Origin of the sequence: Pedobacter zeae (assembly GCF_014196715.1) — a bacterium.
Taxonomy (GTDB): Bacteria; Bacteroidota; Bacteroidia; order Sphingobacteriales; family Sphingobacteriaceae; genus Pedobacter; species Pedobacter zeae.
On sequence record NZ_JACIEF010000001.1, the window covers coordinates 1,256,770 to 1,269,992 of the forward strand.

The 13,223-nt window shown below is 40.7% G+C and carries 8 protein-coding genes and 1 other RNA gene; 4 read left to right on the forward strand and 5 right to left on the reverse strand.

Translation table 11 applies throughout. The features are described from left to right. Positions 1–34 precede the first annotated feature (34 nt). A complete protein-coding gene (locus tag GGQ60_RS05290) occupies positions 35–1,135 on the forward strand; it encodes a sensor histidine kinase (RefSeq protein ID WP_183760574.1) in 1,101 nt (366 codons plus the stop codon). On the opposite strand, the gene GGQ60_RS05295 is transcribed toward GGQ60_RS05290, so the two are convergent. Then, positions 1,121–2,224: a metallophosphoesterase gene (locus GGQ60_RS05295; RefSeq protein ID WP_183760576.1), complete on the reverse strand. Its 1,104-nt coding sequence runs from the start codon at positions 2,222–2,224 to the stop codon at positions 1,121–1,123. The two genes, GGQ60_RS05290 and GGQ60_RS05295, sit on opposite strands and share 15 nt — an antisense overlap. A gap of 140 nt (positions 2,225–2,364) precedes the next feature. Between GGQ60_RS05295 and GGQ60_RS05300 the strand changes: the two genes are divergently transcribed. Next, entirely contained in the window at positions 2,365–3,567 is a 1,203-nt protein-coding gene (locus GGQ60_RS05300) for a DUF763 domain-containing protein (protein ID WP_183760577.1), read from the forward strand. Between the two features lie 200 nt (positions 3,568–3,767). Here GGQ60_RS05300 and GGQ60_RS05305 read toward each other — a convergent pair whose 3' ends face one another. Then, positions 3,768–5,234 carry a glutamate synthase subunit beta gene (locus GGQ60_RS05305; RefSeq protein ID WP_183760579.1) on the reverse strand — a complete coding sequence of 489 codons (1,467 nt, stop codon included), beginning with the start codon at positions 5,232–5,234 and terminating at the stop codon, positions 3,768–3,770. A gap of 3 nt (positions 5,235–5,237) precedes the next feature. Further along, positions 5,238–9,737 (reverse strand): glutamate synthase large subunit, encoded by a 4,500-nt coding sequence (gltB, locus tag GGQ60_RS05310; protein WP_183760581.1) that lies wholly within the window; start codon positions 9,735–9,737, stop codon positions 5,238–5,240. 425 nt (positions 9,738–10,162) lie between these two features. On the opposite strand from gltB, the gene ffs reads away from it, so the two are divergent. Further along, positions 10,163–10,262, forward strand: an RNA gene (gene ffs / locus GGQ60_RS05315) — signal recognition particle sRNA small type. 90 nt (positions 10,263–10,352) lie between these two features. Then, on the forward strand, positions 10,353–11,012 hold the full coding sequence (gene fsa / locus GGQ60_RS05320; RefSeq protein ID WP_183760583.1) for a fructose-6-phosphate aldolase: 660 nt from the start codon (positions 10,353–10,355) through the stop codon (positions 11,010–11,012). A 161-nt stretch (positions 11,013–11,173) separates the two neighbouring features. Here fsa and GGQ60_RS05325 read toward each other — a convergent pair whose 3' ends face one another. Together GGQ60_RS05325 and GGQ60_RS05330 are read right to left on the reverse strand one after the other, a co-directional pair. Then, entirely contained in the window at positions 11,174–11,680 is a 507-nt protein-coding gene (locus tag GGQ60_RS05325) for a D-glycero-alpha-D-manno-heptose-1,7-bisphosphate 7-phosphatase (RefSeq protein WP_183760585.1), read from the reverse strand. A 155-nt stretch (positions 11,681–11,835) separates the two neighbouring features. After that, a complete protein-coding gene (locus GGQ60_RS05330) occupies positions 11,836–13,122 on the reverse strand; it encodes a sugar MFS transporter (RefSeq protein ID WP_183760587.1) in 1,287 nt (428 codons plus the stop codon). Between the last annotated feature and the right edge of the window lie 101 nt (positions 13,123–13,223).

A 13,223-nucleotide genomic window follows, 5' to 3' on the forward strand; every position in this document is an offset into this window, starting at 1 on the left:
TTTAATCATTCATCCTTTATTAACCGTGGCATAAATGCAGTACGAGAAAGCAGAACATGATATTTCTTCAGAAGAAACCTTGCGTTTAGAAAAACTGAGAGATTATGAGATATTAAACACACCGGCTGAAAGTGCTTTTGATCAGATTACACAATTGGCTGCCGAAATATTTCAGGTGCCCTATGCAGGCATTTGTTTCCAGGGCGATGGAGATTTTTTCGTGAAATCGGAGATTGGCGGAGCTGCTTCCGAAATTGTTCAGAATTTAAACAGTGATAGGTTTGTTTTTTTTGCTTCAATGCCATTGGTTTCGCCTGATGGTTACCATATTGGTGTGGTGTATGTTGCAGATACTACCTTTAAATTGGCCAGCGAGCAACAGTTAAGAATGTTGCAGCATTTAGCCTATATGGTAATGGAAAAGTTAGCATTCAGAATGGCAATCCGAAGAACTTTAAGGGCTTACGATGATCGTTTACACGTGCTTGTTCATGATCTGAAAAACCCAATGACCACCATTTCCCTTCAATCTGAACTGTTGGGCAGCATACCTGGAATAAATGATAAGGCTGCTATAATTGCCGGTAAGATTAATGCGCAATCGAAAAAAATGATCGATAAGCTGAATGGGATTTTAAGCGCTGCACGGAAAGAAGCTACTTCATTTAAACCGGATAAAGATAAGGTGGATTTAAAACAGCTACTTGAACAGGTAAAAAAAGGATTTGAGTTATCGCTCGAAGGCAAAAATCAGACTGTTTTAATTAACATTCCGGAAACCATCGAAATTTTTGCTGATCCCGGTAAAATCGCTGTTATTTTTAGTCAGTTAATCGATAACGCGATCAAATTTTCGCCAATGGGAAGTGAGATCATCCTCACCCACCGGGTGGCTGATGATGAGGTAACGATTTTGGTAAAAGACAATGGCGTAGGCTTAACTGAAGAAGATTTAAGCAAGGTTTTTATGAAGTTCGCACAGCTGAGTTCGTTCAGCACAAACCGGGAAAACAGCTACGGATTAGGGCTGATTACTGCAAATGCGCTTGTCGATATCCATAAAGGAAAATTATGGGCAGAAAGCGCCGGAAAAGATTTAGGCACAACGTTTTACGTAACCTTACCCAAAAAATAGGTTTAAATCAGGCAACTCACTGAGTTTCATTTCTTCGAGTAAAACCCTTTCTGGTATGGCGTTTCTATGGTAAGACCATTTGATCAGTCTGATGAAACCATTATCAATTTCGATACCGGTTATATCGCCATCACTAAAACAACAGCATCCGCTATTAAAGTAGCCTGGCTTGTATTTGCCGAAAATTGGTGCTTTATCTCCTGCTTTTATCCGTTTAGTTAACTCTGCATTATAAAAAGCAACATCGTCGGCATTTTTTTCATCTTTGGCTTTATTTAGCTTGATATAAATCCGTTCCAAATGGGTTAAGGATGCAAAAACGGGTTGATGCGTGTGCCCGGTAATTAAAGCGATATTTTTTTGGGTCATTATCCAATCATACATCAGTGCATTGTGGACCGTTTTAAGCTGGTTATCGTATGCTGGTGTATTGGGATTAATTTGGAGGTATGATTGCAATGGTGCCCAGACGGTACTCACAAACCACTTGCTAAACCAGTTTCCATCGCTCTGTAAATCGCCCTGGTGCCCGTGGGTTAAAAAAATATCAAATTTATTCCCTCCCATTGGCATTCTCAAGATTAAGCCTTCGTAAATAGGGATTTTGGTTCCATAAATTCTATTGAGGTTAAAACCGGCTAATGGATCGTTATCCCAATATAAATCATGGTTGCCGAATATCTTTGTGAAATGTTTTTTAGAGATAAAGGCTTTTTCTGCTTCGAATGTCGCTTTATTGTGCTTTATTACCGATTCGAGTAAATTCTCCCAAAGTTCCTCACTATCACCCAAATTTATATAATGAAAATCCTGCAGGTGGTAATATTCGAGTGCCTTTAGGTAATTCTTTTCGGCCAGGGCAAAATCATCGGCATAATCGCGGGCACCCTTGTGCTGATCGGAAAAAATAATGAATTTATCCGTATCGGTCACTTCAAAAATAGGACCGCGTTTTCCCGGGTTTGAACTGATGGTTTTGTAAAGTTTGTTTAAAGCAGCATGGATGCGTTTACGGTTAGGCCTTGAACCAAACTTATTCGACATGCGAATGATCCAGGCACTGAGTAAACGTTGTAAGAATTTTCGCATGTATAAATGGGCGTTCGCTAATATATCGGTTCTCAAATTAACAAAAAATATTATCAATCGTTTGTTACATCCAATGTGTCATTCAGGACAACAAGTTGGCACTTTTGCTTTTTTAAAATATTTTGCTAATTTTGTTAGTATTGAAAAGGTCAGGAAGCGCAGATTTACCCCTACATTACGGCCAGGTACCACCGTGGCTGGCACAGCGTATGGCCACACTTGGCCTGGCTATAACAGAAGCGATACTAATAGAATATGGTAAGGCAGAAATAATACGCCGCTTAAGTAGCCCGTTTTGGTTCCAGAGTTTAGGCGCAGTAATGGGTATGGATTGGCATTCTTCAGGAATTACCACATCTGTAATGGGTGCTTTGAAGAAATCGATTAATCCACTATCAAAAGAGTTGGGCATTTACATCTGTGGTGGCAAAGGGAAGTATAGCAGGGAAACCCCGGATGAACTTTTAAAAATTGCGGATAAAACAGGTTTAAACGGTAAAGAATTGGTTAGGGCCAGTAAACTTAGTGCTAAAGTAGACAATACAGCCATTCAAGATGGATTCCAGTTGTACCTTCATAGCTTTATCTTAAGTAATGAAGGCGATTGGGCTGTGGTACAGCAAGGCATGAGCGATAGCAGTGCAACAGCTAGAAGATATCACTGGCATTCTGAGAACTTAAAATCTTTTGTAGAAGAACCGCATACAGGCATTTGTGGCATTAATCAAGGGCAGATCCTGAACCTGACCGCTAATGATGCAGGCATGACCAGGCAGAGCATGATGAATATTACAGCTGAATCGCCGGTGAGGATGCTCCATGAAATCCAAAAATTGGTACTACCTGACCATCACGATGTAAAATCTAAAGATATAGATTTAAAACGTTTAGGAAGCATATTGTGGCTGGCACAGGAAAAGCAACCGAAAGATTTCGAAGAATTGCTGTTACTGGAGGGCATGGGACCAAGAACCTTACAATCCATGGCTTTAGTAAGTGAGGTGATTTATGGTACGCCTTCCCGGTTTACTGATCCTGCCCGTTATTCTTTTGCACATGGAGGCAAAGATGGCCACCCTTTTCCAGTTCCTGTAACGGTATACGATGAAACCATTAAAGTTTTACAAAAAGCCGTTGAAAAAGCGAAGATTGGAAATACGGATAAGCAACAAGCGATAAAATCATTGCATCAAATTGCCCGGAATGCCGAAAAAGACTTTATTCCGAATATGGATTTTGAGAAAGTAATTCGAAAGGAACGTGCTGAAAGCTGGAAATATGGCGGCAGAACAGTTTTTGGGAAGGAGAAGCCACCACAAAATGATCAGTTAAAATTATTTTAGTTTTTCTGTAAGTAGAGTTCCAAAGGAGGCTACGGATTGCAGAATGAAAAGCGTATGTGGCTTGCTGTTATTTTGAGTTGTAAACTCGATTCTATTTATAAATCCGTAGAGACACTGCGTTTAAGTCTACGCACAGTATATGTCAAACAAAAAAGGTCGTGGTATAAACCACGACCCTAAAAATATAGAATTTAAACCTACTAAGCGTACGCAACGGCATCTTTCGAAGCCAGTTTGGTTGTTCCCATTAAGTATTCATCAACTTTACGTGCAGCTTCCCTGCCTTCCGAAATGGCCCAAACTACTAATGATTGTCCGCGACGGGCATCACCTGCAGCAAAAATCTTTGCAATATTGGTCTGATAAGTTTGTTCTGATGCTTTTACGTTTCCACGGTTATCTAATTCCACACCTAACTTCTCAATTAAACCTTCTTTTTGAGGGTGTAAGAAACCCATGGCTAAAAGTACCAGTTCGCATGGCAGCTCTCTTTCGCTACCCGCTACTTCTTTAAAGGTAACAGGGCGACCGTTTGCATCAATTTCCCATTCCACGTCCACTACCTTTAATGCTTTAAGGTTTCCGTTTTCATCAGCAATAAAATTCTTTGTATTTACCGACCATGCCCTACTGGCTCCCTCTTCATGCGATGAAGTGTTTTTAAGCAACATAGGATAATTTGGCCAAGGCATATGCTCATTACGTGCCTGAGGAGGCATTGGCATGATCTCAAACTGTGTAACCGATTTTGCGCCATGACGGTTTGAGGTTCCGATACAATCTGAACCTGTATCACCACCACCAATTACGATTACATTTTTACCGGTAGCCAGAATATCTTCAGTTTCTACCTTGCGATTGGCTACTCGTTTATTCTGTTGTTTTAAGAAATCCATTGCAAAGTGAACACCTTTAGCAGAACGGCCATCAATTGGCAGATCGCGAGGAATGGTAGAGCCACCAGCTAAAATGATGGCATTAAAATCTCTCAATAAGGTGCCAATTTCAACATTTTCGCCTACGTTGGCATTGCATTTAAAAATAATGCCTTCTTCTTTCATTAAATCGATGCGGCGATCGACAACATTTTTCTGAAGTTTAAAATCAGGAATGCCGTATCTCAATAAACCACCAGGTGCATCATCACGTTCGAAAACAGTCACTTCATGCCCTACTTTATTCAGCTGGGCAGCAGCCGCTAAGCCCGCCGGACCTGAACCAATAACTGCAACTTTTTTACCTGTTCTGATTAACGGAGCCTTTGCTTTGATAAACCCTTTTTCGAAAGCAATTTCGATAATATGCTTCTCAATTTCTTCAATAGAAACCGGTGGGCGGTTAATGCCTAATACACAGGCCGACTCGCAAGGTGCCGGGCAAATCCTGCCGGTAAATTCTGGGAAATTGTTGGTACTTAATAAAATATTGGCGGCCTGTTCCCATTTGCCCTGGTAAACCGCATCGTTAAATTCAGGTATTACGTTACCCAACGGGCATCCCGACTGGCAAAAAGGTACGCCGCAATCCATACAGCGCGCGGCCTGGTTATTTAATTCTTGTGCGGGCAATTCGTTTAAAAATTCCCCATAGTGTTTTACACGCGTTGCAGCCTCTTCTCTAGTGGGCGCAACTCTATCGTATTCTTGAAATCCTGTTACTTTTCCCATGGCTTAGTGTGTTTTTACTTGTTGGTTACGTTTTGCTAAAACTGCTTTGTATTCTTTAGGGAATACTTTTACAAAATGTGCTGATTGTGCTTTCCAATCACTTAAGATGAACTCGGCTACTTTGCTGTCTGTTAATCGGATATGCGATTTAAGTAAAGCTAAAATACGCTCTTCATCTTCAGCTTGTAATGGATCTAAATCAACCATTTCTTTATTGCATTTACGTGCAAAAGTTCCGTTTGCATCATAAATCCAAGCTACGCCACCACTCATACCAGCAGCAAAATTGCTTCCGGTATCACCAAGAATTAATACCTCGCCACCGGTCATGTATTCGCAACCGTGATCGCCAACTCCTTCTACCACCGCTGTGGCGCCGGAGTTACGCACCGCGAAACGTTCACCAGCTTTACCACGTGCGAACAACTCACCCGAAGTAGCACCATAAAGTGCAACATTACCGATAATGATATTTTGCTCTGGTACAAATGTTGAATTTGCAAACGGATAAACGGCTAATCTTGCACCCGACAATCCTTTACCTACGTAATCATTGGCCTCACCTTCAAGCGATAAAGTAACCCCACGGGTACTGAATGCACCAAAGCTCTGTCCGGCAGAACCTACAAATTTAAAATTAATGGTATCTGGCGGTAAACCAGCACTTAAATGCACTTTCGAAATTTCGTTAGATAACATTGTACCTAATGAACGGTCGGTATTTTTAATTTCGAAGCTTGCAAAAACCGGTTCATTATTGGCAATAGCAGGTTGTGCCGCTTCAATTAATTGATGATCTAAAACGTTGTCCAACCCATGGTCTTGCTCTTCAGTATTGAATAGCGGCAAACCGTTTTCTTCTGCTTTAAATAAGATAGGTGATAAATCAAGATGCTTTAACTTCCAGTCGGTTGCCGGTAACTCACGTACTTTTAAAACGTCAGCCTGACCAATCATTTCGTTAATGGTTCTGAAACCTAATTCAGCCATGATTTCACGTAACTCTTCAGCAAGAAAATAAAACAGGTTTACGACATGGTCCGCATCACCGGTAAATAATTTTCTTAACTCCGGATCTTGTGTAGCCACACCAACCGGACAAGTATTTAAATGGCACTTACGCATCATGATACAGCCCGAAGTTACCAGGGCAGCAGTAGCAACCCCCCATTCTTCGGCACCCAATAACGCTGCAATAGCGATATCTCTACCTGTTTTTAACTGACCATCTGTTTGTAACACTATACGGTTACGCAGTTTGTTTTTTACCAGGGTCTGGTGTGCCTCTGCTAAGCCCAATTCCCAAGGTAAGCCGGCATGCTGGATCGAGGTTAAAGGAGATGCCCCTGTTCCACCGTCAAAACCCGATATCAGGATAACATCGGCATGTGCTTTGGCAACACCCGCTGCAATAGTGCCCACCCCGGCTTTTGAAACCAATTTTACATTGATCCTGGCAGCTCGGTTAGCATTTTTTAAATCAAAAATCAGCTGTGCCAAATCTTCGATCGAATAAATATCGTGGTGTGGTGGAGGTGAAATTAACCCAACGCCCGGTGTAGAGTGACGAACTTTTGCAATCCAATCATCCACCTTGTGTCCCGGTAATTGACCGCCTTCGCCTGGTTTAGCACCCTGCGCCATTTTAATCTGTAACTCATCAGCATTGGTTAAATAATAACTTGTTACACCAAAACGTGCAGAAGCAACCTGCTTAATGGCCGAACGCATGCTATCGCCATTTGGCAATTTGGTATAACGCATTTCATCTTCACCACCTTCTCCGGTATTGCTCTTGCCGCCAATGCGGTTCATGGCGATTGCCAAAGTAGAGTGTGCTTCATGAGAAATTGAACCGAATGACATTGCTCCTGTCGCAAATCTTTTTAAGATTTCGGCAACAGGTTCTACCTCATTTAAAGGTACCGATGGGCGGTTATAGTTAAATTCAAACAATCCACGGATGGTATAAGCCTGTTGGGTCTGCTCATTAACCAGTTTAGAGTATTGTTTGAAAATATTGTAATCGTTTTTACGCGTTGCATTTTGCAACAGGTGAATGGTTTGCGGATTAAACAAATGCGCTTCACCTTTACGACGGAATTTATAAGTTCCTCCTGCTGGCAACAGGTTTTCTGTCTCTGTTAGCGGACCAAAACTGCGGTGATGTTTAATTAACGTTTCTTTCGCAATTTCATCCAGTCCTAAACCTCCAATACGCGAAACCGCGCCGGTGAAGTACGTATTCACCACCTGCTTGTTCAGGCCTAAAATCTCAAAAATTTGTGCACCCTGGTACGATTGCAGGGTTGATATGCCCATTTTAGAGAAAATTTTAAGTAAACCACTGTTTACTGCGTAGATATAGTTTTTAGTAAGCTGTTCTGTTGATAAACCAGATTCTTCTTTAAATTCATTAATGGTCTCTAAAGCCAGGTAAGGGTTGATTGCGGTAACGCCAAAGCCCAATAAAGTGGCAAAATGGTGCACTTCCCAAATGTCACCGGCTTCGATCACTATACCCACTGCGCCACGGTAACCTTTACGGATGAGGTGATGGTGCACAGCAGAAACGGCTAATAAAGAAGGCATTGCAGCGTGTTCAGAATCAATAGCCCTGTCACTTAATACAATAACCTGGAAACCATCCTCAACTGCATCAACCGCGTAACGGCATAAACGGTCTAAAGCTTTTGCCATTGCCCCCGGCTTGCCATCGGCCCTGAAATAAGTTTGCAGCGTTTTAGCCTGAAAAACACCGGTATCGATACTTCTCAGTTTCTCTAATTCCTGGTTGGTTAAAATAGGATGTTTGATGGCAACGCAGTGTGCCTGACGTGGATTTTCATCTAACAGGTTACCGTTGCTGCCCATAAAACTGGCCAAACTCATTACTACCTTCTCACGAATGGGATCGATTGGTGGGTTGGTAACCTGGGCAAAAAGCTGTTTAAAGTATGAAGATAAGTGTTGCGGACGTTGTGATAAGATCGCGAGCGGTGTATCGGTACCCATTGAGCCGATCGGCTCCTTGCCCTCGAGAGCCATTGGTTTAAGTAACAGCTCTACATCTTCCCTGCTGTAACCAAAAACCTGCTGGTATTTAAAAATAGATTCTGAGGATAAGCCAGTAAACATTAAACGTGGCTCTGGCAATTCCTCTAAACGGATCTGGTATTGGTTAATCCAATCGGCATAAGGACTTCCTCCGCAAACCTGGGTTTTAATTTCCTCATCGCTGATGATCCGGCCCTGCTCCATGTCTACAACGAACATTTTACCAGGCGTTAAACGGCCTTTCTCAATGATCGTACTTTGATCAATCGCTAAGGCACCTGCTTCAGAACCCATAATTACACGGTCATCAGAGGTGATGGCATAACGTGAAGGACGTAAACCATTACGATCTAAGGTGGCACCAATTAATTTACCATCGGTAAAGGCAATGGCTGCCGGTCCATCCCATGGTTCCATTAAGGTAGCATGAAATTCGTAGAAGGCTTTTTTAACAGGATCCATATCATCGTTACCATCCCATGCTTCAGGCACCAACATCATTAAAACATGAGGCAAGGTTCTGCCGGCATGAAACAATAATTCGATCACATTATCTAAACAACCTGAATCTGAGTTGGTTTCATCAATAACAGGCAAAAGCATATCCAGCTCTTCCGGCGTAAAATGTGAAGAAGCCAATGATTTGACACCTGCCCTGAACCAGTTTAAATTTCCCTGTAAAGTATTGATCTCGCCATTATGTGCAATAAAACGGAACGGTTGGGCCAACCTCCATGAAGGGAAAGTGTTGGTTGCAAAACGCGAGTGTACCAAACCCAGGGCCGAAACCATGCGCTTATCGCTAAGATCAGTAAAATAGGTACGTACCTGTAGTGAAGTAAGCTGACCTTTATATATTATAGTCTGAGCAGAAAGCGAAACAATATAAAAGTCTTTACCACCATGAACGGTGTTTACGATCAGTTTAATCAGGTAATTTTTAAAAATATAAAGTTTACGTTCGAAATCTGCACCAGGCGCTACTGCATATGGGCGGGCAATAAATACCTGCTCAATTTCAGGCTCCACAGAAAGGGCCATATTGCCAATGTCTGTTGTGTCAACATCAACTTTTCTAAAACCTAAAATTTCAAGGCCTAGTTTTTCGGCGGCACGGTAAATCAATTCTCTGCACTCTTCTCTGGATCTGATATCCTTTGGCATAAATAACATGCCTACACCATAATTATTGGTTTCAGGTAAGCTAAAGCCAGCTTTTAAACATTCGTCATAAAAAAATTCGTGCGGAATCTGAATCATAATACCGGCACCATCGCCTGTATTTGGTTCCGCTCCACATGCCCCTCTATGATCTAGATTCTCTAAAATAGTAAGTGCATCAGAGATGATTTGATGCGATTTTCGCCCTTTCACATGTGCAACGAACCCAATACCGCAGGCATCGTGTTCAAATTGCGCATCGTACAATCCACTGTTTGGTTCCATTCTTTGCTCGTTAGTTGTTAGTGTATAGGAAACACTAAGATACAGAAAAAATAGTTTAAATTACAGAGTTGGCATAATTTTTAGAAAAATTCTAGTCCTTAAGTAATTTAAAGCATTTAAATTAAAAAAATGACAAAGATGTTGTGTGATATTTATCAAATTCATAATGGTTATATTGTGCAATAAATGCCCTTTTTAACGCTAAAATTAACTAGGAATCTTTTTGAGGACAGATTTATTTATGAATATATTTTTTTCATATAAATATTGTACTCCAAAAAACTGGATTAAACTGGATTTTCTTCAACCTGTTAAAACTTTGTATTTCGATTTTATTAATTTACTAATCAGTAAGATAGCAATAATCTATAAAAAATTAAAGAAATGGGTTTTGCAAAACAAGTTCTTTTTCTACCTTTGTGCCCGGGCAAGTCTTTTACGACCAGCTCCCTTTGAACTCCCCCAGGGTGGGAACGCAGCAAGGGTAGAAGGTTGTAGCGGTGCGATAGAAGGTGCTTGCCCTTTTTTACCCCCTTAATCCCCTGAAGGGGGGATACTAAATTCTTCAGGGGTTCCAACAGCAGAACCTAATAATCATTTTAAGAATTTATAAACATGAAATTTTTTATTGACACAGCAAATCTTGATCAAATCAGAGAGGCGCAAGATCTTGGCATTTTAGATGGTGTAACCACCAACCCTAGCCTAATGGCTAAAGAAGGTATTACCGGCGATGAAAATGTAATTAACCATTATAAAGCTATCTGCGATATCGTTGACGATAACGTAAGTGCAGAAGTTATTTCGACCACTTTTGATGAAATTGTAAAAGAAGGTGAAGCTTTAGCAGCTTTAAATCCTAAAATTGTGGTTAAAGTTCCGATGATTAAAGATGGTGTTAAAGCCATTAAATATTTCTCATCAAAAGGGATTAAAACCAACTGTACTTTAATTTTCTCTGCAGGTCAGGCTTTATTGGCAGCAAAAGCCGGAGCAACGTATGTTTCTCCGTTTCTGGGCCGTTTAGATGATATTTCAAGCGATGGTTTGGTATTGATCGAAGATATCAGGACTATTTTTGACAACTACGGTTACGAGACACAAATCCTGGCAGCATCAATCCGCGGGCCATTACACATTGTAAACTGCGCTAAATTAGGTGCCGATGTAATCACAGCCCCATTGGCTGCAATTGTAGGTTTATTAAAACACCCATTAACAGATACCGGTTTGGCTACTTTCTTAGCTGACCACGCTAAAGCAGCAGGTAAATAAGTTTGGAGTTTTCGGCCTGGAGTTTTGAGCTTCAGGCGCATAAAAAAAGTCCTGAGTTATTATTTAACTCAGGACTTTTTATTTAATGAATATTTTACACAGTCTGGATCTTGCGGTTTGGGTGTTTTGCTTATTCCAACCTTCCAATGCGAAACTCTGAACTAAACTAAAGATTCTCTTTTTAATACCTCTTTAACTTTTTCATAACTAATCTGTTCATCAGGTTCAATTAAAATTCCCTTCACTCCTGCCCCGTTTGCGGCTTCAACATCCCGGGGTTTATCACCGATCATAACCGATTGTGCCGGGTCAATATCGTACATATCAATGGCATCAAGGATCATTCCGGAGGCAGGTTTTCGACATTTGCATTCGCCGCCAACTGTTGGGTGATGCGGGCAATAATAAAACCCTGCAATATCTGCCCCTTTGGCCAAAAATGCATTTCTTAACATCTGGTGCATAATGGCCAGTTCCTGTTCTGTATAACGTTTAAGTGCAATGCCACCCTGGTTAGTGATGACGATTAATAAATACCCTTCGTCAAAGAATTTTTTGAGTACAGGGATCTGGTAATCTAATATTTTAAAATCTTCAACCCGGCAGATATAATCATAGATTTCGTGGTTAAGGACTCCGTCGCGGTCGAGAAAAATAGCTTTGTTCATTATTGAGATATGTGTATCGTGACATTAAGAGAATCAAGATTTAACTATCGAGATTCAGCCATTGTTATAATTTAGCCAAAATAACTGAAAATTAAGGATAAAAGAAAACCCGATCTGATTAAAGACCGGGCTTGAACATAAATTTATTAGTTTGCCTATTTGAGCTTTAGTCCTACTTTATGGCCTTTTATTGCAAAAAACAAAATATAAAGATAGCATGGCAATACCGTTAGCAGATAGGCCAATTGGAAATTGATGTGTAATTTTTCATTTAAAAAAGCATACAATAGAGGCATTAAAGCACCACCCGCAATACCCATGATCATAATGGCTGAACCAATTTTGGTAAATTTCCCCAAATGACTGATGCCAAGTGGGAATATAGCCGGCCACATTAATGAGTTTGCCAAACCCAGCAAGGCTACAAAAATTACCGCAAACCAAGTAGATATCGCGAAAGATAAAATGGCGAAAATGATTCCTAAAATGGCGCAAATACGCAATGCCTTTTGCTGAGAGATGTATTTTGGAATGGTAATGATACCTACTATATAACCGATTAACATGCTAAAAAGCGTAATCGACGTTAATTTTCCACTGATTTCAGGACTAATTCCCAATTCACGACCATAAATTCCGATAATATCACCGGCCATCACTTCGGCACCCACATAAACAAAAATACATAGCGAACCTAAAAACAGGTGTGGAAACTGGAAAACACTGTTGTGTTTGATCACTTCGCCCTTGGTTTCGTCAACCACGTCCTCTTCGACCTCTACTTCAGGTAAATCGGTAAATTTAATCACCACCGCAAAAACACAAAAAACAATGGCCAGTACGATATAAGGTATATTAACACGACCTAAAACCTCATTTAGCAATTGTTCGTGTGCAACGCCGGTTGCAGCCTGTATCTGCTTTTCAACCTCCGATGCATTTTTTAAGAACAGGCTCCCCATGATTATTGGCACTATCATTCCTGCAAATTTGTTGCAGATACCCGCCATACTAATTCGTTTTGCAGCACTTTCTATCGGGCCAATAATGGTTAAATAAGGATTTGAAGCGGTTTGGAGCAAAGCTAAGGCAGCACCTTGTACAAAAATACCGGTTAAAAAAAGACCGAAAGTACGGGTCTGAGCTGCTGGTATAAAGATGAGAGAACCTAGGCCCAAAATAACCAGGCCTAAAACAATCCCGTTTTTAAAGCCAACTTTTTTAAGTATCCAGGATGATGGCAGCGCTAAAAAGAAATAAGCCATATAGGAGGCAAAGGTTACGAAGAATGCCTGTAAGTTTGACAATCCGAAAGATAATTTAAAGAAAGGAATTAAAGTTCCATTAGCCCAGGTTACAAAGCCAAAAATAAAGAATAAGGCACAAATAATAATAAGTGGCTTTGGCCCTTGCGCATGGCCGGATTTTGTTGTTTGTTGCATAACGTTTTTGGTTCGGGTTAGTTTGTTTGGGCCAAACTAAACAATATTATTTAATAAAAATCAATCAAACGTTTGTGTAATTTTAAATTTAACAAAAAAGG

Excerpts from the sequence above, each read along its gene's own strand:
- GGQ60_RS05290 (WP_183760574.1), top strand. The coding sequence starts at position 35 with ATGCAGTACGAGAAAGCAGAACATGATATTTCTTCAGAAGAAACCTTG.
- GGQ60_RS05295 (WP_183760576.1), bottom strand. The coding sequence starts at position 2,224 with ATGCGAAAATTCTTACAACGTTTACTCAGTGCCTGGATCATTCGCATG.
- GGQ60_RS05305 (WP_183760579.1), bottom strand. The coding sequence starts at position 5,234 with ATGGGAAAAGTAACAGGATTTCAAGAATACGATAGAGTTGCGCCCACT.
- gltB (WP_183760581.1), bottom strand. The coding sequence starts at position 9,737 with ATGGAACCAAACAGTGGATTGTACGATGCGCAATTTGAACACGATGCC.
- fsa (WP_183760583.1), top strand. The coding sequence starts at position 10,353 with ATGAAATTTTTTATTGACACAGCAAATCTTGATCAAATCAGAGAGGCG.
- GGQ60_RS05325 (WP_183760585.1), bottom strand. The coding sequence starts at position 11,680 with ATGAACAAAGCTATTTTTCTCGACCGCGACGGAGTCCTTAACCACGAA.
- GGQ60_RS05330 (WP_183760587.1), bottom strand. The coding sequence starts at position 13,122 with ATGCAACAAACAACAAAATCCGGCCATGCGCAAGGGCCAAAGCCACTT.